Genomic DNA, 22,417 nt, shown 5'->3' with positions numbered 1-22,417 from the left:
TGATGTTCGTGTGTTGAAAGTGACGGCTGGGCCGGGAGGGGCGGCGCTCCTCCCGGCCCGGATCGGTCGTCAGTCCCCGGTGGCGACCTTGTCGGCCACGTGCGTCGGCAGCGGCTCATAGCGCAGGAACGCGCGCTGGAAGGTGCCGGTGCCGTGCGACATGGACCGCAGGTCGATCGCGTAGCGGGTGATCTCCAGCTCGGGCACCTCGGCCTTGACCAGGGTGCGTCCCGTGCCCACCGGCTCGGTGCCGAGCACCCGGCCGCGCCGCGACGACAAGTCCGACATCACCGAGCCCACGTAGTCGTCGGCCACCAGCACCGACAGCTCGTCGACCGGCTCCAGCAGCAGCGTCGGCACCTTAGACGCGGCCTCTTTGAGTGCCAGCTGCCCGGCGATCTGGAAGGCCATGTCGGAGGAGTCGACCGAGTGCGCCTTGCCGTCGTACAGCGTGACGCGCACGTCCACCATCGGGTAGCCGGCGACCACGCCCCGCTCCATCTGGGCGCGCACGCCCTTCTCGACCGACGGGATGAACTGCCTGGGCACCACACCGCCGACGATCTTGTCCACGAACTCGAAACCCCCGCCGGAGGGCAGGGGCTCCACTTCCAGATGGCAGATCGCGAACTGGCCGTGACCGCCCGTCTGCTTGACGTTGCGGCCCATCGCCTGGCACCTGCCGCCGAACGTCTCACGCAGCGGCACCCGCAGGTCGACGCGCTCGACCTCGACGCCGTGCCGCTTGGACAGCCGGTCGAGCAGCACATCGGTGTGTGCCTCGCCCATGCACCAGAGAACGAGCTGCCGGGTCTCGGCGTTGTTCTCCAGCCGGAGCGTCGGATCCTCGGCCACCAGGCGGCCCAGCGCCTGCGACAGTTTGTCCTCGTCGGCCTTGGACTTGGCCTGGATGGCGACGGGCAGCAGCGGCTCGGGCGTCTCCCACGCCGTCATGAGCAGGGGCTTGTCCACCTCGGACAGTGTGTCGCCCGTCTCGGCCCGGGAGAGCTTGGCCACGGCGATGATGTCGCCCGCCACGCCCTTCGCGGCGCTGCGCTGCTGCTTGCCCAGCGGGCAGGTGAGGGTCCCGATGCGCTCGTCCACGTCGTGGTCCTCGTGCCCGCGCTCGGCCAGGCCGTGCCCGGACACGTGCACGGTCATGTCGGGGCGAAGGGAGCCGGAGAAGATGCGCACCAGGCTGATGCGGCCCACGTACGGGTCGCTGGTGGTCTTGACGATCTCGGCGACCAGCGGGCCGTCGGAGTCGCAGGTGATGCCCTTGACGGGTTTGCCGTCGAGGGAGGTGATCTCCGGCATCGGGTGTTCGAGCGGGGAGGGGAATCCCTGCGTCATGAGTTCGAGCACCTCTTGGGCGCCCACGCCGAGGCCGCTGCAGAGCACGGGGAAGAAGCTGCCCCGCGCGACGGCCTTCTCGAGGTCCTCGATGAGGACCTTGGTGTCGATCGGCTCGCCCTCCAGGTAGCGCTCCATGAGCGACTCGTCTTCGCTCTCCTGGATGATGCCCTCGATCAGGACACCGCGGTGTTCCTCGATCTGCGACTGGTACTCGGTGCCCGGGTCCTTCTCGGTGCGCGTGCCCGTGGCGTAGTTGTAGAACTTCTGCGACAGCAGCCCGATCAGGCCGTTCACGTGCCCGTTGGTGATCACCGGCAGGTAGAGGGGGGCCACGCCGTCGCCGAAGATGTCCTGACAGGTGGCGAGGACCTCGTCGAAGTCGGCCCGCTGGTGGTCGATCTTGGTGATCACGACGGCTCTGGGCATGCCGACCTGGCTGCACTCCTCCCACAGCATCTGGGTGAGCCCGTCGATGCCCTCCGAGGCCGACACGACGAAGAGGGCGGCGTCGGCCGCGCGCAGCCCGGCGCGCAGGTCGCCCACGAAGTCGGCGTATCCGGGGGTGTCCAGAAGATTGATCTTGATGCTGTTGTGCACCAGCGGCGCGAGTGACAGGTTCACCGAGCGCTGCTGCCGCACCTCCACCTCGTCGAAGTCGCTGACCGAATTGCCGTCCTCCACCCGGCCGGCCCGCTGGATCGTGCCGGTCGCGGCCAGCAGCTGCTCGACGAGGGTTGTCTTGCCCGCTCCTGAGTGGCCGACCAGCACGACATTGCGTATCGCATCCGCCCTGTCGGCCGCTGGTGCCCTGCCCGCGGCTCCCATGGCATGGCCAGGGTTCTTCTCTGCCACATTCGCCTCCCGCGTCGTCGGTTGAGGTTGCCAACGCCGCGCCCGAGCGAGGGGACAGAAACCGCATGGACGCGGTGTGTTCACCAAATACCCCTGTGGCGAATATCACAAGAGGGATGGGGCAAAGAAAGTCGTCGGCTCGTTAATGGCCTACGATCAGACGGCGATGCTGAAACTCCTGCGCCCGGCCATGACCCGGATACTCACCCCGCTGGGCAGGGCACTCGCCGCCCGCGGGATCGGCCCGAACGTCGTCACGGCGATCGGCACGATCGGCACCGTCCTCGCCGCCCTGATCTTCCTGCCGGTGGGCCAGTTGTCGTGGGGCGCCCTGCTGATCACGGTGTTCGTGCTGTTCGACCTGCTCGACGGCCTGGTGGCCCGGCTCGGCGGGAAGGGGGGCAGCACCTGGGGCGCGTTCCTCGACTCGACGCTCGACCGGGTGGCCGACTCCGCCATCTTCTCCGGGCTGATTCTTTACTTCATCTCGAAGGACGACACGCTGATGGCCGCGGTGACGCTGGCCGGCCTGGTCGCCGGGGCCCTGGTGTCCTACGCCAAGGCCAGGGCGGAGGGGCTCGGGCTCACCTGTGACGTGGGGCTGGCCGAGCGGCCGGAGCGCCTGGTCGTCGCGCTGGTGGCCACCTTCTTCGCCGGGCTCGGCGTGCCGTACATTCTCCCCGCCGGGATGTGGCTGCTGGCGGTCGCCAGCGCGGTCACGGTGGTGCAGCGGGTGGTCCACGTTCATGGGCAGACGAGGCAGGCTGGGGAGCGATGAGTCAGAAGACGTCCGTCACCGATCGCATCGTCGCCGCGGGGTTCGCGGCCGGCTGGAAACTGGTCCCGCTGCTGCCCCAGCGCGTGACCGCGGGGGCCTTCGACCTCCTGGCCGACCGGGTGTGGCGCCGGCGGGGAAAGTCGGTACGCCGCCTGGAGTCCAATCTGGCCAGGGTGACCGGGCTCGATCCCGACGGCCGCGAGATGCGCGAGCTGAGCAGGGCGGGCATGCGCTCCTACTTCCGCTACTTCCACGAGGTGTTCCGGCTGCCGTCGATGCGCCGCGAGGACATCGTCCGCCGCACGCACGTCACCGGCGCCGAGCACATCCACGACACGGTGGCCGCCGGGCGCGGGGTGGTGCTGGCGCTGCCGCACATGGGCAACTGGGACCAGGCCGGCGCGTGGCTGGTGGGCGTGGGCCATCCGTTCGCCACCGTCGCGGAGCGGCTCAAGCCCGAGTCGCTGTTCCGCCGCTACGTCGCCTTCCGCGAGGGGCTGGGCATGGAGGTGCTGCCGCTCACGGGCGGTGACGGCCACAACTTCGGCAGCCTCGCCACGCGCGTACGGCGGGGCGGCGTCGTCTGCCTGCCGGCCGAGCGCGACCTGACCAAGAGCGGCATCGAGGTGCGCTTCTTCGGCTCGGCCACCAAGGTGCCCGCGGGGCCGCCGCTGCTGGCCGTGCAGACCGGGGCGGCGCTGCTGCCCGCCACCGTCTACTTCCACGGTGACGACTGGGGGATCGACATCCACGAGGAGATCCCCGTGCCCGAGGAGGGCACCAGGCAGGAGAAGGTCGCGATCGTGGCGCAGCGCCTGACGGACGTCTTCGAGAAGGGCATCTCCGAGCACCCTGAGGACTGGCACATGCTGCAGCGGCTCTGGCTGGAAGACCTGTCGAGATGAGGGTCGGCATCGTCTGTCCCTACTCCTGGGACATGCCCGGTGGGGTCAAACAGCACATCGACGACCTGGCCCAGGCGCTGATCGCGCAGGAGCACGACGTCTCGGTCATCGCGCCGGCCGCCGACGACGAGGAACTCCCGCCGTACGTGACGGGTGCGGGCCGGGCCATCCCGGTGCCGTACAACGGGTCGGTGGCTAGGATGTCGTTCGGCTTCCTCTCGGCGGCCCGGGTGCGGCGCTGGGTGCGGGACGGCCGCTTCGACGTGCTGCACATCCACGAGCCGCTGGTGCCGAGCCTGGGCGTGCTGGCCTGCTGGGCGGCCAAGGGGCCGATCGTGGCCACCTTCCACGCCTCCTGGACGCGCTCGCGGGCCATCGCGGTGGCCGAGCCGCTGCTGCGCAGCGCGCTGGAGAAGCTCAGCGGGCGCATCGCGGTCTCCGACGCGGCCCGCAAGAGCCTGGTCGAGCAGTTCGGCGGCGACACCGTGCTGATCCCCAACGGCGTCACCGTCAGCCGTTACGCCCACGCGGAGCCGCTCGACGGGTGGGGGCCCGACGGCGCCACGCTCGGCTTCCTCGGCCGGATGGACGAGGAGCGCAAGGGCCTGCCGATCCTGCTGGACGCCTTCAAGCCGCTGGCGGCCGAACGTCCGGGGCTCAAGCTGCTCATCGCCGGTCCGGGCGACGCCAAGGACGTCTACGACCGGGTGCCCAAGACGCTGCACGACCGGGTCACCGTGCTCGGCCAGGTGAGCGAGGCCGACAAGATCCGCGCCTACCACTCGGTCGACGTGTTCTGCGCGCCCAACACCCGGGGGGAGAGCTTCGGCATCGTGCTGGCCGAGGCGATGGCCTCGGGCGCGACCGTGCTGGCCAGCGACATCCCCGCCTTCCGCAGGGTGCTGGGCGATGGCCAGGCGGGCGCGCTGTTCACCAACGGCGACCCCGCCTCCCTCGCCCGCGAGGCGGCCGCGCTGCTCGACGCCCCGGAGCGCCGCGCCAAGCTGGCCGAGGAAGCGCTGGTGGCGGTCGGCAAGTACGACTGGTCGACGGTCGCCCGTGACGTGGTCCGGGTCTACGAGACGGTGACGGCCAGCGGCATGGGCGGCGTGGAGGAAGACCTGTGACCCCGACCATGATCGTGCTGATCGCGGGCCTCGTCGTGGTGCTCACGGCCGTCTACATCTCGTGGCGGGCGGGCCGTCTCGACCGGATGCACATCCGGCTGGAGCTGGCCCGCGAGGCGCTCGACGCCGCGCTCATGCGACGCCGGGCCGTGGTGCTGGAGCTGGCCGGCTCCCGGCTGCTCGACCCGGCGACCTCGCTGGTGCTGGCCGCGGCGGCGCACGAGGCCAGGATGGCCGGGCCCGAGGATCGCGAGCACGCCGAGAGCGACCTGTCGGGCGCGCTGCGCGCCGCCGTCGACCAGGAGCGCTTCACCGAGAAGCTGTCGGAGTCGCCCGGCGGCCAGGCCCTGCTCGAAGAGCTCGGCGCGGCCGTGGCCAAGGTCGTCTACTCGCGCCGCTTCTACAACAGCGCCGTGGGAGTCACCCGTACGGCCCAGCGCCGCTGGCTCGCCAGAGTTCTGCGCCTGGCCGGGCATACCGAATACCCGCAATTCTTCGAGATTGATGACAATCCGCCCGCGACTATGGCAACTGAATGACCTGATTTGGAGAGCGCCGGTAGGCTTCTTCCGTTTCTGGGCCCATGCGGAGGAGTACACAGGTGCGGCTACCTCGGATGATTACCGTGACGCTGGCCGGGGCGGCTGTCCTGCTGCCGGTCGCGGCCTGCTCGTCGAACGAGCCCGCAGCGGGCAAGGCGCCGCAGGCGGCCACGGCGTCGCCGACCGAGGAGCCCACGGCGGAGGCGGGCGAGACCCATCCCTTCACCGGACTGCCGATGGAGGGGGCCGCCAAGCCGGTGCTCGCCGTGAAGATCGAGAACACCGCGGCCGGCAAGCCCCAGCTCGGACTCAAGAGCGCGGACATCGTCTACGTCGAGCAGGTCGAGGCCGGTCTGACCCGCCTGATGGCCGTCTTCTCCTCGAAGCTGCCGGCCAAGGTGGGGCCCGTGCGCAGCGCCCGCATCTCCGACCTGCACATCGTGCCGCAGTTCGGCAAGCCCGCCTTCGCCTACTCGGGCGTGCAGTCGCTGATGTTGCCGTTCATGGCCAAGGCGTCGTTGTACGACGTCGGCGACACCCGCAACCCGGGCGCCTTCTTCCGCCAGCCGGGCCGCTTCGCCCCCTACAACCTGTTCGCCACCACCAAGAAGTTGCTGACCCGGGCACCGGGCGCCGACAAGGCCAAGGACATCGGCTTCACCTTCGGCGACGCCCCGGCCGACGGCGGCGTGGACAAGAAGTCGTACACCGTCAAGTGGCCCGCCGCGCGCTTCACCTTCGGCTGGTCCGAGGCGGACGAGAAGTGGCTGATCTGGCAGGACGGCAAGAAGGACATGGCGGCGGAGGGCGGCCAGCTCGGCGCGCCGACGATCGTCGTCCAGTACACCAAGACCGAGCGCTCCCAGTTCCACGACAAGAACCAGAGCTACACGCCCCTGGTGCACAGCGTCGGCAAGGGCTCGGCGGTGGTGCTGCGCGACGGCAAGGCGTACAAGGCGAAGTGGGAGCGGAAATCCGAGGAGAGCGGTACGACGTTCACCACGGAGAGTGGCGAGCCGATGAACTTCGCGCCCGGCCAGGTCTGGGTCGCGCTCGCCAGTCGCAAGCCCGTTATCCCGTGAAAAGCCCACCTAGATGTACAAGAGCCTTGATAAATCCTGACATCGTGGTGTGTCGGGGGAGAGGTCTTCAGGACCTACCATGGGCTTGATAACTTACCGTTCGCTTTTGTGAGGATGACCGTCGTGTCCAGCACGCCCGAAAACACCCCCGTCACCGGAACTGCGCGCGTCAAGCGCGGCATGGCCGAGATGCTCAAGGGCGGCGTCATCATGGACGTCGTCACCCCCGAGCAGGCGAAGATCGCCGAAGACGCCGGCGCCGTCGCCGTGATGGCCCTGGAGCGCGTGCCCGCCGACATTCGCGCGCAGGGCGGCGTTTCCCGGATGAGCAACCCCGACATGATCGACGGCATCATCGCCGCGGTGTCGATCCCGGTCATGGCCAAGGCCCGCATCGGCCACTTCACCGAGGCCCGCGTGCTGCAGGCCCTGGGCGTCGACTACGTCGACGAGTCGGAGGTCCTGACCCCGGCCGACTATGCCAACCACATCGACAAGTGGCAGTTCACCGTGCCCTTCGTGTGCGGCGCGACGAACCTGGGCGAGGCCCTGCGCCGCATCACCGAGGGCGCGGCCATGATCCGCTCCAAGGGCGAGGCCGGCACCGGCGACGTGTCCAACGCGGTCACCCACATGCGCACGATCCGCGGCGAGCTCAAGCGGCTCACCTCGCTGCCCGAGGACGAGCTGTACGTCGCCGCCAAGGAGCTGCAGGCGCCGTACGAGCTGGTCGCCGAGGTGGCCCGCGCCGGCAAGCTGCCCGTCGTGCTGTTCACCGCGGGCGGCATCGCCACCCCGGCCGACGCGGCGATGATGATGCAGCTCGGCGCCGAGGGCGTGTTCGTCGGCTCCGGCATCTTCAAGTCGGGCGACCCGGCCAAGCGCGCCGCGGCCATCGTCAAGGCCACGACGTTCTACGACGACCCGGACGTCATCGCCAAGGTCTCGCGCGGGCTGGGCGAGGCGATGGTCGGCATCAACGTCGACGACATCCCGCAGCCGCACCGCCTCGCCGAGCGCGGCTGGTAACAGGGCTTCCGGCTCTTGGTGTGGGCGACGGCGCGCGCGTCTGGCGCGGGCGCCGTCGCCTCTGCTTTACGCGGTTGCGCGACCTTACGCGGTCGCGCGACGCACCCCTGCGGGTTTCGCGCCGCACTGTCTTTGCGCGCCGTCGCGGGCGGCGCGGTCCCGCTTCGGCGCGTCGTCGCAGGCCGCGGGGTCGTGGGGTGAGATGATCTAGGACACCGGGTGCACCGCCGGGACGGCGGAAATTTCCGAATGGGGCGATATCCGTGAAGGATGTCGCCTTTTTCGTGTTAGGTGGTGTTCACCGGGGCGTCATGATCCTCCGTCAGGTTACGAGACGTCCCCTCGCCAACCTCCCCAGGAGCCCCCCTTGACCAAGCTCAACCGCCGCCACTTCCTCGTCGCCGGGTTAACCGCGGGCGCCGCCGCGGCCATCCCGGCCACCGCCGCGAACGCCGATCCCGTCAAGGACCCCGCCACCGAGACCGCCCAGAGCCTGGCCTCGCGCGGCCTGACGACCGACCCGTTCACGCTCGGTGTCGCCAGCGGCGACCCGGACCATGAGGGCTTCGTGCTCTGGACCCGCCTGGCCCAGCAGCCGCTGGCCGAGGACGGTTTCGGCGGTATGCCGCAGCGGCCGTTCCCCGTGCTGTGGCAGATCTACTCCGACGAGCGGTGCCGCCGCGTGGTCCGCAGCGGTGTCACCGTGGCCGCGCCCGAATGGGGCCACACCGTTCACGTCGAGGCCGACCATCTCAGCTCCGACCGTGAGTACTGGTACCGCTTCCGCGTCGGCCCGTACATCTCGCCCGTCGGCCGGGCCAAGACCGCCCCGCACCCCCTGTCGTACGGCGGCGCCCTGTCGATGGCGTTCGTCTCCTGCGCCCAGTACGAGCACGGCTACTTCACCTCCTACCGCAGGCTGGCCGAGGAGCACCCGGACCTCATCCTTCACCTGGGCGACTACCAGTACGAATACACCAAGAACACCTACAACATCCCCGGCGGCAACGTACGCAATCACGAGGGCCCCGAGACCGTCACGCTGGCCAACTACCGCCAGCGCCACGCCCAGTACAAGGCCGACCCCGACCTGCAGGCCGCCCACGCCGCCGCCCCCTGGCTGGTCGTCTTCGACGACCACGAGGTGGACAACAACTGGGCCGACGAGATCCCGGAGCACGCCGAGGACCAGCCGACCTTCCTGCAGCGCCGCGAGGCCGCCTTCCGGGCCTACTACGAGAACATGCCGCTGCGCCGCACCTCCATCCCGCGCGGCGTCGACATGCAGCTCTACCGGAGGGTGCGCTGGGGCAGGATGGCCAGCTTCCACATGCTCGACACCCGCCAGTACCGCGACGACCAGGGCTGCGGCGACGGCTACAAGGACTGCCCGGCCGCCGTCGACCCCAGCAGGTCGATCACCGGAGCGGCCCAGGAGGAATGGCTGGTCGACGGCTTCCACAAGTCGCGGGCCCAGTGGGACATCATCGGCCAGCAGGTGTTCTTCGCCCAGCGTGACAACAACGCCGGCCCGGCCAAGGTCACCAGCATGGACGCCTGGGACGGCTACGTCGCCTCGCGCCAGCGGATCACGCAGGGCTGGGTCGACGCCGACGTGCGCAACCCGGTCGTGCTGACCGGCGACGTGCACGCGCACTGGGCCAGCGACCTCAAGCTGAACTACGACGACCCGACCGGCCCGACGGTGGGCTCCGAGCTGGTGGCCTCCTCGATCTCCACCGGCGGCGACGGCGCCGACTCCGACCCGGCCACGCACCCGTTCCTGGCCATCAACCCGCACCTGAAGTTCTACAACAACCAGCGCGGCTACGTGCTGACGAAGATCGAGCGAGACGCGCTCACCGCGGACTTCAAGGTGGTGCCGCACCTGCGGGAGCCCGGTGCGGAGGTGTACACGAGGGCGACGTTCGTGGTCGAGGACGGCGTGCCCGGCGTGCAGCAGACGTACCTGCGCCCGCTCGACCCGTCCGTGCTCGCCCGGCGCGTCACGGTGGACGAGACCGTCCGCCTGGAGACCGAACGCCCGTAACCCCCGGAAAGGCGGCGTCCGTGAGGGCGCCGCCTTTTTGCGTTCCGGAATATTAGCCAAGCTAAGTTAGTTAGGCTAAGCATTATGAGGGACGATCCCGTCGAGCTGGCCGAACAGGTCTCCGCCGTGCTCCGCCACCTGGTCCTGCTGCTCAGGCGCACGGTGGCGGGCCAGCCGGTCACCAGCCAGCAGTACGCCGTCCTCGGTTCCCTGGAGCCCGGCCCGCGCCGGATGACGGAGCTGGCCGAGGAGCACGCCGTGCAACTGCCCACCATGACCGTGCAGATCAACCGTCTGGCGGACGCCGGGCTGGTGGCCAGGGGCTCAGACCCGGCCGACGCCCGTGTCAGGACGGTCGAGCTCACGGACGAGGGCCGCGTCCGGCTGCTGGCCGTGCGCCAGGCCAGGATCGCCCACCTCAGCCGCGAACTGGTGGCGCTCACCGATGAGGAGCGAGCCGCCCTGGCGGTCGCTTTGCCGGTGCTGGCGAAGCTCGGCCGCACGTGAAAGGAGCAACATGTCGTCCGATGGCGGAATCCTTCGTCAGCCGATGTCCGTCTGGGCCACCGCCTTCGCCGCGGTGGTCGCGTTCATGGGCATCGGCCTCGTCGACCCCATCCTGCCGTCCATCGCCCAAGGTCTGAAGGCCACGCCCAGCCAGGTGTCGCTGCTGTTCACCAGCTACTTCCTGGTGACCGCCGTCGCCATGCTGCTGACCGGCTGGGTCTCCAGCCGCATCGGCGGCAAGCGCACGCTGCTGGCCGGGCTCACCCTGGTCATCGTGTTCGCCGCGCTCTCGGGCACCTCCACCAGCGTCGCCGAGCTCGTCGGCTTCCGCGCGGGCTGGGGCCTGGGCAACGCGTTGTTCGTGGCCACCGCGCTCGCCGTCATCGTCGGCGCGGCCAGTGGCGGCGGCTCCGCGGCCATCGTCCTGTACGAGGCCGCGCTCGGCCTGGGCATCTCCGCCGGACCGCTGGCCGGAGCGCTGCTCGGCGACTGGAACTGGCGAGCCCCGTTCTTCGGCACCGCCACGCTGATGGCCGTCGGCTTCGTGCTGATCGCCACACTGCTGAAGACGACCCCCAAACCCGCCGTCAAGACCAAGCTCAGCGCGCCCATCCGGGCCCTGGCCCATGGCGGCCTGTCCACCACGGCCTTCACCGCGCTGTTCTACAACTTCGCCTTCTTCACGATCCTCGCCTTCACCCCGTTCATCCTGCACATGACCGCCTACGGCATCGGCGCGGTGTTCTTCGGCTGGGGCGTGTGCGTGGCGCTCGCCTCGGTGTTCGGCGCGCCGCCGCTGCAGCGCCGGATCGGCTCGGTGAACGTCCTGCACCTGGCGCTGGGCCTGCTGGCCGTCCTCCAGGTCGGCATCGCCGTGTCGGGACACGCCGGGATCATCGTCTTCACGATCCTGTCCGGCATCCCGATCGGCCTGAACAACACCGTCTTCACCGAGTCGGCCATGGAGGTCTCCGACGCGCCCAGGCCCGTCGCCTCCGCCGGATACAACTTCGTCCGCTGGATGGGCGGCGCGCTGGCCCCGTTCATCGCCACCAAGCTGGGCGAGGAGCTGGGCGCCCCGGTTCCGTACGCGGTCGGCGCCCTCTGCTGCCTGATCGGCATGGGCATCCTGTACGGCCGGCGCCACCACCTCAGCGCCCTGGCACGCGTGGACGACATCGCGGTCCAGGAGGCCGCCGCGGTCGCCTGACCGCGTCCCGTAGGAAGATCCGAGGCCGTCGTGGTGTTGAATTGTCCGAAACCCGCATCCGGACGGAAGGATTCACCGTGCCCACGATCGGTGTACTCGCTCTCCAGGGAAGCGTGCGCGAGCATGTGCGCATGCTCCAGGAGGCCGGCGCGGCGGCCATCGCCGTACGCCGGCCCGCCGAGCTGGACGCGGTCGACGGCCTGGTCATCCCCGGTGGCGAGTCGACCACGATGTGGAAGCTGGCCGACACCTTCGACCTGCTCGACCCGCTGCGGATGCGGATCAAGGAGGGCATGCCCGCGTACGGCTCCTGCGCCGGCATGATCATGCTGGCCGACCGGATCGAGGACGGCATCGACGGTCAGCAGACCATCGGCGGCATCGACATGGTCGTCAGGCGCAACGCGTTCGGCCGCCAGGTCGACTCCTTCGAGGCCGATCTCGACTTCGCCGGCGAGCCGGTGCACGCCATCTTCATCCGAGCCCCCTGGGTCGAATCGGTCGGCGCGGACGTCGAAGTGCTGGGCATCGCCGAGCCTGGGGATAGGATCGTCGCGGTCCGCCAAGGGCCGCTGCTCGCGACCTCGTTTCACCCTGAGCTGACGGGTGACACGCGCGTGCACCGATACTTCGTAGACATGCTGAGGGAGCTCTAGGTAATGTCCGGCCACTCCAAATGGGCGACGACGAAGCACAAGAAGGCCGCGCTCGACGCCAAGCGCGGCAAGCTGTTCGCGAAGCTCATCAAGAACATCGAAGTGGCGGCCAGGACCGGCGGCCCCGATCCGGACGCCAACCCGACGCTCTTCGACGCCATCTTCAAGGCCAAGAAGAACTCCGTGCCCAACGACAACATCGAACGGGCCCGCAAGCGCGGCGGCGGCCTGGAGGCGGGCGGCGCCGACTGGCAGACCATCATGTACGAGGGCTACGCGCCCGGCGGCGTCGCGGTGCTCATCGAGTGCCTCACCGACAACCGCAACCGCGCGGCCTCCGAGGTGCGCGTCGCGCTCACCCGTAACGGCGGCTCGCTGGCCGACCCCAACTCGGTGTCCTACATGTTCAACCGCAAGGGCGTCGTGCTCGTGCCCAAGGAAGGGGTCGACGAGGACGACGTGCTGGCGGCCGTGCTGGAGGCGGGCGCCGAGGAGGTCAACGACCTGGGCGACTCCTTCGAGGTCGTGTCCGAGGCCGGCGACCTGGTGCCGGTGCGCAAGGCGCTCCAGGAGGCGGGCATCGACTACGACTCCGCCGAGTCGAGTTTCCTGCCCACGCTGAGCGTGCCGCTCGACGAGGACGGCGCCAAGAAGGTCTTCCGCCTCATCGACGCGCTCGAGGACAGTGACGACGTGCAGAACGTCTTCGCCAACTTCGACGTCTCCGACGAGATCATGGAGAAGCTGGAGGCGTGAGCGTTCACGCCTGATCGGAGTCGGCTGTAAGGTCGAGCGTCGTGACCTCCCCCCGTACCCCTACCGAGATCTCTGCCGACTCCGCGTCTCCGGCCCTGGGCTGGCTGCTTCTTCTGCCGGCGCTGCTGGGCACGCTGATCTCCTTGGTCCTGCCCACCGTCCAGACGATCCTGCTCAGCCTCCAGTCGGTCAGGCTCACCGGCCCGAGCGACTTCGTGGGGTTCGCCAACTTCGGCCGGGTGCTGGGCGAAGGGGCGTTCTGGAAGGCGCTGGTCTTCACGCTGTCCCTGGCGGTCATGCCGCTGCTGGTGGCCGTGGTGGTGGGGCCGCTGCTCGCGCTGGCGCTCGACCGGTCGGGCGGTCTGGCCAGGCGGGCCGGGCGGATCGTGCTGTCCCTCGCCCTGGTGACGTTCTCCCCGGTGGCCGTGGCGATCTCCTGGATGCGCGGTCTGAGGCCCGACGCGTCCGGCCTGGCCACGCTGGCCGAAGGGTTGCGCGATCCCGCCACGGCACCGCTGACACTCCAGCTCATCACCGCCGCCGCCACCTTCGGCGTGGTCTGCGCGCTGGCGACGATGGCGTTCCTGCCCGCGCTGCGCGGCGGCACCGTCTCCACGGCCATGCTCGCCGTGGGCGCGCTCGTCGCGCTGGCGATGGTCGCCGCCGGGCTGCAGACGTTCTCGATCGGGCTGACCATGACGCACGGCGGGCCCAACGGGTCCACGCAGACGCTGAGCCTCGTCCAGTACACCTACACGTTCATGGTGGTCAAGGTCGAGCTGGGCGCCACGGTGGCGACCGTCATCGGGCTGATCCTGGGCGTCCTGGGGATCGCCGCGGTCTGCGTGGCGGCGGCGAGCGGCATGCGCATCACGATCGTGCCCCGCGAGAACGAGCGGAACCCCGATGCGGCCCGGTCCGGCTCCGGCGCGAAGGTGATCGTCGGCGTGGTGGCGCTGGTCGTCTTCTTGGCCGTCGGGCTCGTCCTGACCTGGCCGTGGCTGTCGGCGCTGTTGGCCCCCGCCCAGCCGGGTTCCGCGGCCCCGTCCGGGCTGCGTACCGTCGTCAACACCTGGGCGCCCGCCCTCATCGGCGCGCTGGTGTCGGTGGGCGTCGCCTACCTCGCGGCGCTCGGCATCGGCGGCCTGCGACCCCTGGGCCGCAGGAGCGAGTGGCTGCTGCTCGCCTTCGCCCCCTGGCTGTTCGTCGGGATCGGCCCGCTGAGCGTCGCCGACTGGCGCACCATCCGCAGCATGGGCATGATCGACTCCTTCGTGGCCCTCGTCCAGCCGATCCTGGTCAGCGTGCCCGCCCTGCTGATCCTGACGCTGCTGTGCAAGGGGCTGGCCGCGCGCACCGACAAGGACTTCCTGAGCGGCGTGGTCCTGCCCTCACTGCCGATGGCGGGCATCCTCGCCCTGGCCGTCACGCTGGTGAACGGCCATGACCTCCTGTGGCCCCTGCTGGTCGCCCAGGAGCCCGGCCTGGCCACCGCACCGGTCACGCTGCTCGCCCAGACGACCGGCTACTCCGGGGCGTGGCCCGACATCGGCCTGGCCACGCCGCTGGCCGTGGTCGCCGGCGCCCTGATCGGCATCGTGGCCGCGCAACTGCTCTACCTCGACCGGCTCGCCATCACGGCGGGCGATTCGCGGGAGGACGCGCCGCCTGCGTAAATTGTGGGTTCGTGGACATCCGTGATGTGACCTCCGACGACCTCGACGCCGTTCTCGACCTTCGCGTGCGCGCCTTCGGCCCGATCCCGGCCGCCGAACGGGAGCGCTGGCGCCAGGGGACCCTGCCCGCGCTGACCGAGGGCCGCTACGTGGGCGTCTTCGACGGCCCCAGGCTCGTCGCGGCCGCGCGGCTGCGCCCGTTCACCCAGTGGTGGCACGGCAGGCCGCAGCCCATGGCCGGGGTCGCGGCCGTCACCGTCAACCCGGAGGACCGCGGCAAGGGCGTCGGCGGCCGGCTCATGCGGGCCACCGTGGAGCGGGCCGTCGCACTCGGCGACGCCGTGTCCGTGCTCTATCCGGCGACCACGCCCCTCTACCGCTCGGTCGGCTACGAGCACGCGGGAGCGCGGCACCACGTCAGGCTCCGGGCCGAGTCGCTGCGCACGATCCCGCGGTCCGGCGAGGTCAAGCTGCGCAGGATGGGTCCCGGCGACGCGGCGGAGGTGGTCTCCGTGCTGCGGCAGGCACACGGCGCCGCGCGCGCCTCCGGGCCCGTCTCGTGGGACGAGCGCACCTGGGGGCGGCTGCTCGCGTCGGAGGACGACTTCCTCTACCTGGCGCCGGACGGCTACGTCATCTACCGCTGGGACGGCCAAAACATCGAGGTCGACAACCTCGTCGCCGGATCCGAGGAGACCGCCAGGGCGCTGTGGTCGCTGGTGGGCTCCGCCTCGTCGATGGCCGAGCACGTCACCGCCAGCGTCGCGCCCGACGACCCGGCGCTGTGGCTGATGCGCGAGCGCTCGACGGAGCAGGTGCGGCAGGTGCGGTGGATGTTCCGCGTCCTCGACGTGGCGGCGGCCGTGGAGCGCAGGGGCTATCCGGCCGTCGTCGCGGGCGACGCGGTCGTCGAGGTGGCCGACCGGCTGCGGCCGGGCAACACGGGGCGCTGGCGGCTGGAGTTCTCCGGCGGCGCCGGGGCCGCCACCCCGCTCGGGGACTCGGCCGAGTTCGGGCCGGTGCTGTCGATCAACGGCTTCTCCGCCCTGTACGCCGGGATCCCGGCGGCCACGCTGCGGCGCAGCGGCCTCATGTCCGGGCATGACCGGTTCGACGAGCTGCTCGACACCGCTTTCGCCGCCAAGCCGTACATGCTGGACTACTTCTGAGCCGTACCTGCCGGACTGCTTCTGAGCCGTGGAGGCGTACATGCCGCACTGTCTGTGACAGGCCCGCCCCCATCCGCCGGTCCGGCGGGGCGTTTCCCGATGCGCGGGCACGTCAGCCGGGGTAGAGTCTCGTGCCGAACAGATGTTCGGCGGCGCGGGGAGGCAGGCCGGTGCGGGTGATGGGCGTCGATCCGGGGCTGACCCGGTGCGGCCTGGGCGCGGTCGAGGGGCGGCCGGGCGCGCCGCTGTCCCTGGTGGCCGTCGGGGTGGTGCGCACCGGCGCCGACGAGGAGCTGGGCGCCCGGCTGGTCGGCATCGAGGCGGGCATCGAGCAGTGGCTCGATGACGTGCGGCCCGACGCGGTGGCGGTCGAGCGGGTGTTCAGCCAGCACAACGTCCGCACGGTCATGGGCACCGCCCAGGCGGCGGGCATCGCGATCCTGTGCGCGTCCAGGCGCGGCCTGCCCGTCGCGCTCCACACCCCGTCCGAGGTCAAGGCCGCCATCACCGGCAGCGGCACCGCCGACAAGAAGCAGATCGGCGCCATGGTGACCCGCCTGCTGCGGCTCAGCGAGATGCCCAAGCCCGCCGACGCCGCCGACGCGCTCGCCCTGGCCATCTGCCACGTGTGGCGCGGCGGGGCCCAGCACCGCCTGGCCGAGGCCATGGCCAAGGCCAAGGGCCGCACCGCACAGGCCCGTACGACACGGAAGGACGTGGCGCTGTGATCGCGTCGGTGGCCGGGCAGGTGACGGCGATCGCCCCCTACGGTGCGGTGATCGAGGTCGGCGGGGTCGGCATCCTCACCCACTGCACACCCGCCACCCTGGCCACGCTCAGGGTGGGCGAGGAAGCGCGGCTGGCCACGTCGCTGGTGGTGCGTGAGGAGTCGCTCACCCTCTTCGGCTTCGCCACCACCGACGAGCGCACCGTCTTCGAGCTGCTCCAGACGGCCAGCGGCGTCGGCCCCAAGCTGGCGCTGGCCATGCTCGCCGTCCACTCGCCCAACGCGCTGCGCGTGGCCGTCGCCTCCGCCGACCTCAAGGCGCTCACCCAGGTGCCGGGCATCGGCCAGAAGGGCGCCCAGCGCATCGTGCTGGAGCTCAAGGACCGGCTCGGCACCCCCGACGAGGCGGTCGACGCGGCACTCAACGGCGGCCGGCGGGTGGCGGCCTGGCGTGACCAGGTTCACTCGGGGCTGGTGGGGCTGGGCTACTCCGGTAAGGACGCCGACGAGGCCATCGCCATCATCGAGCCGGAGGCCGGTGACGACCCGCAGATCGCCGTCCTGCTGAAGTCCGCCCTGCGATCGCTGAGCACCGCGCGATGAGCGGGCCGGCCCGGTCCCCGCTGCGGGAGGTGGCGGCGTGAGTCTCGAGCGTGATCTCGTGTCACCCGACGCCGAGGGCGACGAGGTGCAGATCGAGGCGGCGCTGCGGCCCAAGCGGCTGAGCGAGTTCATCGGCCAGGCGCGGGTGCGGGAGCAGCTGTCGCTGGTGCTGGAGAGCGCCATGCGGCGCAATCGGCCGCCGGATCACGTGCTGATGAACGGTTCGCCGGGTCTGGGCAAGACGACACTGGCTATGATCATCGCAGCCGAGTTGAGCGCTCCGCTCCGCATCACGTCAGGGCCGGCCCTGGAGCGGGCCGGTGACCTCGCGGCCATCCTGTCGACGCTGGCCGAGGGCGAGGTGCTGTTCATCGACGAGATCCACCGGATGGCCCGCCCCGCCGAGGAGATGCTCTATCTCGCGATGGAGGACTTCCGGGTCGACATCATCGTCGGCAAGGGCCCAGGAGCCACCGCGATCCCGCTCGACATCGCGCCCTTCACCCTGGTCGGCGCCACCACCAGGGCCGGGCTGCTGCCCGCGCCGCTGCGCGACCGGTTCGGCTTCACCGCGCACATGGACTTCTACGAGGTCGAGGAGCTGGAGCGGGTCCTCTACCGCTCGGCCAGGCTGCTCGACGTGCGACTGCCGGCCGAAGGCGCGCACGAGATCGCCCGGCGCTCGCGCGGCACGCCCCGCATCGCCAACCGCCTGCTGCGCCGGGTCCGCGACTTCGCCGACGTCCGCGCCGACGGCGTCATCGATCTCGACATCGCCTCCGCGGCCCTCAATCTGTACGAAGTCGACGCCGAAGGGCTCGACCGGCTCGACCGGGCGGTGCTCGGGGTGCTGCTGCGCAAGTTCGGCGGCGGCCCCGTCGGCCTGTCCACGCTCGCCGTGGCCGTCGGCGAGGAGCCGGAGACCGTCGAAGTGGTGGCCGAGCCCTTCCTCGTACGCCAAGGACTGCTGGCCAGGACCCCGCGCGGCCGGGTCGCCACCGCCGCCGCCTGGCATCATCTCGGGATGACACCGCCGCCCGACGCCTTCGGAGCCACGCTTTTCGACTGATCACAGAACGGTTGCAACCGTTTCAATATGGGAACTTCCCCGCGCGCCGAAACGCTGCCTCGTTGCCGCGTTTCGCAACAACGGCCTACACTCCGTGGCTTGGCTGGCTGTGTAGGCTGATGGGCTGAGCGGCGCGGCCCCGACGCTACGCACGGAATTTCCGGCGCGAGGCCGGTGTCAACTTCTTGTACGACAATGGAAGGTCGCTCGTTATGGACATGGGACAACTCGGAAGCATCCTGCCGCTGATCCTTCTGGTGGTGGTGTTCTACTTCTTGCTGATCCGCCCCCAGCGCAAGCGCCAGCAAGAGGCGACCCGCATGCAGAACTCTCTCGGGCCGGGTGCCCGGGTCATGACGACGACTGGCCTGTTCGCCACCGTGGTCGCAGTAGAGAATGAGGACGTGGTTCTTGAGGTCGCTCCCGGGATCGAGACCCGATGGGTGAAGGCCGCCATCGGGCGCGTCGTCACCCCCGGCGACGCCCCGGCTGACGAGCCCCTCGCTGACGAGCCCGTGGTGGACGTCGCCGCTGACGACACGGCCGCCGACGAGGCCAAGGTCGACGACAAGGACGACACCCCCCGCGAAGAGACCGAGCCGACCGTGGAGCGCAACGGCGGCAAGGACTCCAGCTCCAAGCAGTCCTGACCAGGCTCTGCCTCAAACCCCTATCTGAAAGACTGACGACCAGTGGCCCGACCGACCAGCCGCCACAGCCGACCGGGGCGAACGCTCCTGGTGCTGCTGGCGCTCATCATCGCCCTGGGCGGGACGATGTTCCTGCAGAAGGCGTTCACGCCGAAGCTGGGGCTCGACCTCGCCGGCGGCACGACGGTGACCCTCTCACCGGTGACCCTGAACGGTGCCGCTCCGCCCGAGGAGATCCTTGACCGCGCGGTGAACATCATCCGCGACCGGGTCAACGGCACCGGCATCTCCGACGCGGAGGTCACCAAGTCAGGTGACAACATCATCATCTCCGTTCCGGGCGCGGGTCAGGAGGAGGTCATCAAGCTGGTCGGCACCACAGCGGAGCTCCGCTTCCGCCAGGTGCTCGCCATAGCGGCCACGCAGACTCCGCAGGAGCTCGCCACCGAGGCGCCCAAGCCGGGCACCTCGCCGTCCTCCACGGTCTCCCCGTCCACGGCCCCGTCCTCCGCCCCCACGGAGTCGGGCAAGCCGTCCCAGTCGGCGGGGGCTCCCAAGCCCAGCACCTCGCCCACGGGCAAGGCCCTGTCGTCCGCGCTGGTCGCACCGTCGGCCACCCCGTCGGCGGCTGCCACGCCGAAGGCCCAGGAGACGCCGAAGACGCAGAAGACCAAGGACGGCAAGGCCACCCCGACGCCCACGCCCACGCCCACGTCGAGCGGCCAGCCCACGCAGGACTCCACGCCGCAGATCAACACCCAGGGCATCGACAAGGACGTGCTCGCGCAGTTCAACAAGCTCGACTGCAGCGACCCGAAGAACCGCGGGAAGGGCGTCCAGGACGACCCGGCCAAGCAGTTCGCCGCCTGTGAGTCCGACGGCAGCCTCAAGTACGTCCTCGACGTGGCCAAGGTCGTCGGCACCGACATCTCCTCGGCCAGCGCCGGCGTCCAGCAGGGCACCACCCAGTGGCTCGTCCAGCTCGACTTCAAGAGCCAGGGCGCGAGTGCGTGGAGCAAGCTGACCTCCACCGCCTACAACTCGCAGCCGCCGCGCAACCAGGTCGCCGTCGTCCTCGACGGCGTCGTGATCACCGCGCCCAACATCATCGGCCCGATCCCGGGTGGGCGTGCCGAGATCACCGGCGGTTTCACCCAGCAGAGCGCCACCGAGCTGGCCGACCAGCTCAAGTACGGCGCGCTGCCGCTGAAGTTCAATCCCAGCTCGATCGAGACCGTGTCCTCGACCCTCGGCCAGGACCAGCTCATGGGCGGCCTGGTCTCCGGCGCCTTCGGTCTGGCCCTCGTGCTCCTCTACTGCCTGCTGTACTACCGCGGCCTCGGCATCGTCGCCGTCCTCAGCCTCGTGGTCGCCACGATCCTGACCTACACGACCGTGGTCGTGCTCGGCCACAACGCCGGGTTCCGGCTGTCGCTGCCGCACATCATCGGCCTGGTGGTCTCGATCGGCATCACCGCCGACTCCTTCATCGTGTACTTCGAACGCATACGTGATGAGATGAAGGAAGGGCGGCGGACGCTTCGCGCGGCCGTCGAGGTGGCCTGGGTGCGTGCGCGGCGCACGATCCTGATCGCCGACGCCGTCATGTTCATCGCCGCGGTCGTGCTGTACGTGCTCGCCGTGGGCGGTGTGGCCGGGTTCGCGTTCGCGATGGGCCTCACCACGCTGATCGACGTCATCGTGGTGTTCCTGTTCACGAAGCCGTTCATCGCGGTGCTGGCCAAGCTCAAGTTCTTCGCCAAGGGACACCCGCTGTCCGGCCTCGACGCCGAGCGCATGAGGGAAGACCCTGGCCACACCACCGGCCGTACGACCACCCCGCAGGAGGCCTGACATGGGACTGGGGCGTCGCCTCTACCGCGGCGAGATCGACGTTGACTTCGTCGGCCGCTGGAAGCTCTGGTACAGCCTTTCCGGCTTCCTGCTGATCGTGTCCCTCGCCGGGCTGCTCTTCAACGGGCTCAACCTGGGCGTGGAGTTCAAGGGCGGGTCGGTCTTCTCCTTCAAGGCGTCGCAGACCAGCTCTGTGGTGCAGGTCCGCGACACCTTCCTCGAGGAGGGCGTGCACCAGCCGATCGTGCAGACGGCCGGTGAACGCTGGCGGGTCACCACCGAGACCCTCGACGAGGGTGCGGTGACCAAGGTCCAGAACGCCATCTCGAAGGACTTCGGCGTCCCGGTCAAGGACGTCGACATCCAGTCGATCGGCGCGTCCTGGGGCGGCGAGGTGTCGCAGAAGGCGTGGATGGGCCTGGGCGTCTTCATGCTGGCGATCATCCTGTACCTGTCGATGGCGTTCGAGCCGAAGATGGCGCTGGCCGCGATCGTCGCGCTCATCCACGACCTCGTCATCACGGCGGGCGTCTACGCCTGGTCGGGCTTCGAGGTCACGCCCGCGACGCTGCTCGGCTTCCTGACCATCCTCGGTTACTCGCTCTACGACGCGGTCGTGGTGTTCGACATGATCAAGGAAGTCACGGCCAAGCTGGGCACCACGTCGAAGCAGACCTACTCGATGGCGGCCAACAACGCCCTGAACCACACGCTGATCCGGTCCCTGAACACCTCGCTGGTCGCGATCCTGCCGGTGGCGGCGATCCTGTTCATCGGCACCACGCTGCTCGGCGCTGGCACGCTGAAGGACCTGTCGCTGGCTTTGTTCGTCGGCATGATCGTCGGCACCTACTCCTCGCTGTGCGTGGCCACGCCGCTGCTGGTGACGCTGAAGGAGCGGGAGCCGAAGTACCAGGCCATCGCCCGGCGGCTCGCCTCCACCGGCACCACCAAGGCCCCCAAGGGCGGCAAGAAGGCGGCGACGGCCAAGGGCTAGCCCACACGGCCCCGTACGCGCACGAACGACGCCTCCGCCCACCCGGGCGGGGGCGTCGCTCTGTAGAGGCCCTGAGGGCCCTCTCAGAGGCGGACATAACCGGGTGAATGCCACCTAAGCCCCACCCGACGCCGGTGGTGCCCAGCATGGGCCATCATGGAGGCCGTCAGTCGTGGGAATCAGCGACCGCCCGGCGGTCGACCGAAGGAGTGCCGTCATGAGCGACCTGAGCTCGTTGATCTGCGACCGCATCAGAGACGTGCCCGACTATCCCCAGCCGGGAGTCATGTTCAAGGACATCACCCCGCTGCTGGCCGACCCGGTGGTGTTCACGGCTGTGGTCGACGAGCTGGCCGGGGCGTACGATGTGGACAAGATCGTCGGAATCGAGGCCCGGGGCTTCATTCTGGCCGCTCCGGTGGCCTATCGGGCGGGGGCCGGATTCGTGCCCATCAGAAAGAAGGGCAAACTGCCCTCCGAAACCCTTGAAGAGTCCTACGATCTGGAGTACGGTTCCGCGACCATCGAGGTGCACCGCGACGCCTTCACCGAAGGTGACAGGGTGCTCATCGTCGACGACGTGCTCGCCACCGGCGGCACGGCGGAGGCGACCGTGGAGCTGGTGCGCAGGGCCGGAGCCGAGGTCGTCGGCGTCGCCGTGCTGATGGAGCTGGCCTTTCTCAAGGGACGCGAGCGTCTTGTGGGAGTGGATTTGCGCTCCCTTGTGATCGTCTGAGCCCGCCCCGAGACAGGCCAGGTTTCTCACCTGGATACACTGGGGGGCCTGGACTCGAAGGTAAGGAGTCTGTGTGCCCCGCGATG

21 protein-coding genes are annotated in these 22,417 nt (G+C 69.9%); 20 read left to right on the top strand and 1 reads right to left on the bottom strand.

What is annotated here, in order from left to right:
* Positions 1 to 69 precede the first annotated feature (69 nt).
* A complete protein-coding gene (locus AB0F17_RS36980) occupies positions 70 to 2,208 on the bottom strand; it encodes an elongation factor G-like protein EF-G2 (protein ID WP_358032505.1) in 2,139 nt (712 codons plus the stop codon).
* Between the two features lie 166 nt (positions 2,209 to 2,374).
* On the opposite strand from AB0F17_RS36980, the gene pgsA reads away from it, so the two are divergent.
* From pgsA to AB0F17_RS36880, 20 genes are all read left to right on the top strand, one after another.
* Positions 2,375 to 2,986 carry a phosphatidylinositol phosphate synthase gene (gene pgsA / locus AB0F17_RS36975; protein ID WP_358032502.1) on the top strand — a complete coding sequence of 204 codons (612 nt, stop codon included), beginning with the start codon at positions 2,375 to 2,377 and terminating at the stop codon, positions 2,984 to 2,986.
* Positions 2,983 to 3,891 (top strand): phosphatidylinositol mannoside acyltransferase, encoded by a 909-nt coding sequence (locus AB0F17_RS36970; protein ID WP_358032500.1) that lies wholly within the window; start codon positions 2,983 to 2,985, stop codon positions 3,889 to 3,891. Before pgsA ends, AB0F17_RS36970 begins: the two co-directional genes overlap by 4 nt.
* The gene (locus tag AB0F17_RS36965; protein WP_358032497.1) at positions 3,888 to 5,018 is read left to right on the top strand and encodes a glycosyltransferase family 4 protein; all 1,131 of its coding nucleotides are present in this window, start codon (positions 3,888 to 3,890) and stop codon (positions 5,016 to 5,018) included. The genes AB0F17_RS36970 and AB0F17_RS36965 overlap by 4 nt, the downstream gene beginning before the upstream one ends.
* On the top strand, positions 5,015 to 5,557 hold the full coding sequence (locus AB0F17_RS36960) for a hypothetical protein (protein ID WP_358032494.1): 543 nt from the start codon (positions 5,015 to 5,017) through the stop codon (positions 5,555 to 5,557). The genes AB0F17_RS36965 and AB0F17_RS36960 overlap by 4 nt, the downstream gene beginning before the upstream one ends.
* A gap of 77 nt (positions 5,558 to 5,634) precedes the next feature.
* A complete protein-coding gene (locus AB0F17_RS36955; protein ID WP_358032492.1) occupies positions 5,635 to 6,642 on the top strand; it encodes a DUF3048 domain-containing protein in 1,008 nt (335 codons plus the stop codon).
* A gap of 114 nt (positions 6,643 to 6,756) precedes the next feature.
* Positions 6,757 to 7,671, top strand: a complete 915-nt coding sequence (gene pdxS, locus AB0F17_RS36950; protein WP_358032787.1) for a pyridoxal 5'-phosphate synthase lyase subunit PdxS — start codon at positions 6,757 to 6,759, stop codon at positions 7,669 to 7,671.
* Positions 7,672 to 8,038: 367 nt separating this feature from the next.
* Entirely contained in the window at positions 8,039 to 9,721 is a 1,683-nt protein-coding gene (locus tag AB0F17_RS36945; RefSeq protein ID WP_358032489.1) for an alkaline phosphatase D family protein, read from the top strand.
* Positions 9,722 to 9,805: 84 nt separating this feature from the next.
* Positions 9,806 to 10,228 carry a MarR family transcriptional regulator gene (locus AB0F17_RS36940; RefSeq protein ID WP_358032487.1) on the top strand — a complete coding sequence of 141 codons (423 nt, stop codon included), beginning with the start codon at positions 9,806 to 9,808 and terminating at the stop codon, positions 10,226 to 10,228.
* Between the two features lie 10 nt (positions 10,229 to 10,238).
* Entirely contained in the window at positions 10,239 to 11,438 is a 1,200-nt protein-coding gene (locus AB0F17_RS36935) for an MFS transporter (protein WP_358032483.1), read from the top strand.
* Between the two features lie 77 nt (positions 11,439 to 11,515).
* On the top strand, positions 11,516 to 12,094 hold the full coding sequence (pdxT, locus tag AB0F17_RS36930) for a pyridoxal 5'-phosphate synthase glutaminase subunit PdxT (RefSeq protein ID WP_358032481.1): 579 nt from the start codon (positions 11,516 to 11,518) through the stop codon (positions 12,092 to 12,094).
* 3 nt (positions 12,095 to 12,097) lie between these two features.
* Entirely contained in the window at positions 12,098 to 12,850 is a 753-nt protein-coding gene (locus AB0F17_RS36925) for a YebC/PmpR family DNA-binding transcriptional regulator (protein ID WP_358032478.1), read from the top strand.
* A 41-nt stretch (positions 12,851 to 12,891) separates the two neighbouring features.
* The gene (locus AB0F17_RS36920) at positions 12,892 to 14,526 is read left to right on the top strand and encodes a hypothetical protein (protein ID WP_358032476.1); all 1,635 of its coding nucleotides are present in this window, start codon (positions 12,892 to 12,894) and stop codon (positions 14,524 to 14,526) included.
* Positions 14,527 to 14,537: 11 nt separating this feature from the next.
* Entirely contained in the window at positions 14,538 to 15,695 is a 1,158-nt protein-coding gene (locus AB0F17_RS36915) for a GNAT family N-acetyltransferase (RefSeq protein WP_358032474.1), read from the top strand.
* Positions 15,696 to 15,865: 170 nt separating this feature from the next.
* Entirely contained in the window at positions 15,866 to 16,423 is a 558-nt protein-coding gene (gene ruvC, locus AB0F17_RS36910; RefSeq protein ID WP_358032471.1) for a crossover junction endodeoxyribonuclease RuvC, read from the top strand.
* Positions 16,420 to 17,025, top strand: a complete 606-nt coding sequence (ruvA, locus tag AB0F17_RS36905; protein ID WP_358032468.1) for a Holliday junction branch migration protein RuvA — start codon at positions 16,420 to 16,422, stop codon at positions 17,023 to 17,025. Before ruvC ends, ruvA begins: the two co-directional genes overlap by 4 nt.
* 37 nt (positions 17,026 to 17,062) lie before the next feature.
* Entirely contained in the window at positions 17,063 to 18,094 is a 1,032-nt protein-coding gene (ruvB, locus tag AB0F17_RS36900; protein ID WP_358032465.1) for a Holliday junction branch migration DNA helicase RuvB, read from the top strand.
* A 218-nt stretch (positions 18,095 to 18,312) separates the two neighbouring features.
* A complete protein-coding gene (yajC, locus tag AB0F17_RS36895) occupies positions 18,313 to 18,744 on the top strand; it encodes a preprotein translocase subunit YajC (RefSeq protein ID WP_358032462.1) in 432 nt (143 codons plus the stop codon).
* A gap of 42 nt (positions 18,745 to 18,786) precedes the next feature.
* Positions 18,787 to 20,598, top strand: coding sequence for a protein translocase subunit SecD (gene secD / locus AB0F17_RS36890; RefSeq protein ID WP_358032459.1), 1,812 nt, complete (start codon positions 18,787 to 18,789; stop codon positions 20,596 to 20,598).
* A gap of 1 nt (position 20,599) precedes the next feature.
* Positions 20,600 to 21,595: a protein translocase subunit SecF gene (secF, locus tag AB0F17_RS36885; RefSeq protein ID WP_358032455.1), complete on the top strand. Its 996-nt coding sequence runs from the start codon at positions 20,600 to 20,602 to the stop codon at positions 21,593 to 21,595.
* Positions 21,596 to 21,812: 217 nt separating this feature from the next.
* Positions 21,813 to 22,331 (top strand): adenine phosphoribosyltransferase, encoded by a 519-nt coding sequence (locus tag AB0F17_RS36880; RefSeq protein WP_358032452.1) that lies wholly within the window; start codon positions 21,813 to 21,815, stop codon positions 22,329 to 22,331.
* The last annotated feature ends 86 nt before the right edge of the window (positions 22,332 to 22,417 follow it).

The sequence above is a fragment of the Nonomuraea sp. NPDC026600 genome (assembly GCF_040638335.1).
Classification (GTDB): Bacteria; Actinomycetota; Actinomycetes; order Streptosporangiales; family Streptosporangiaceae; genus Nonomuraea.
This window is presented reverse-complemented; position numbering and strand designations above follow the sequence as displayed.

What these genes read in the sequence shown, in the direction of transcription:
- pdxS (WP_358032787.1), top strand. Translation starts at nt 6,757, where the DNA reads ATGACCGTCGTGTCCAGCACGCCCGAAAACACCCCCGTCACCGGAACT.
- AB0F17_RS36970 (WP_358032500.1), top strand. Translation starts at nt 2,983, where the DNA reads ATGAGTCAGAAGACGTCCGTCACCGATCGCATCGTCGCCGCGGGGTTC.
- yajC (WP_358032462.1), top strand. Translation starts at nt 18,313, where the DNA reads ATGGGACAACTCGGAAGCATCCTGCCGCTGATCCTTCTGGTGGTGGTG.
- AB0F17_RS36965 (WP_358032497.1), top strand. Translation starts at nt 3,888, where the DNA reads ATGAGGGTCGGCATCGTCTGTCCCTACTCCTGGGACATGCCCGGTGGG.
- AB0F17_RS36940 (WP_358032487.1), top strand. Translation starts at nt 9,806, where the DNA reads ATGAGGGACGATCCCGTCGAGCTGGCCGAACAGGTCTCCGCCGTGCTC.
- AB0F17_RS36925 (WP_358032478.1), top strand. Translation starts at nt 12,098, where the DNA reads ATGTCCGGCCACTCCAAATGGGCGACGACGAAGCACAAGAAGGCCGCG.
- AB0F17_RS36955 (WP_358032492.1), top strand. Translation starts at nt 5,635, where the DNA reads ATGATTACCGTGACGCTGGCCGGGGCGGCTGTCCTGCTGCCGGTCGCG.
- AB0F17_RS36935 (WP_358032483.1), top strand. Translation starts at nt 10,239, where the DNA reads ATGTCGTCCGATGGCGGAATCCTTCGTCAGCCGATGTCCGTCTGGGCC.
- AB0F17_RS36880 (WP_358032452.1), top strand. Translation starts at nt 21,813, where the DNA reads ATGAGCGACCTGAGCTCGTTGATCTGCGACCGCATCAGAGACGTGCCC.
- secF (WP_358032455.1), top strand. Translation starts at nt 20,600, where the DNA reads ATGGGACTGGGGCGTCGCCTCTACCGCGGCGAGATCGACGTTGACTTC.
- pgsA (WP_358032502.1), top strand. Translation starts at nt 2,375, where the DNA reads ATGCTGAAACTCCTGCGCCCGGCCATGACCCGGATACTCACCCCGCTG.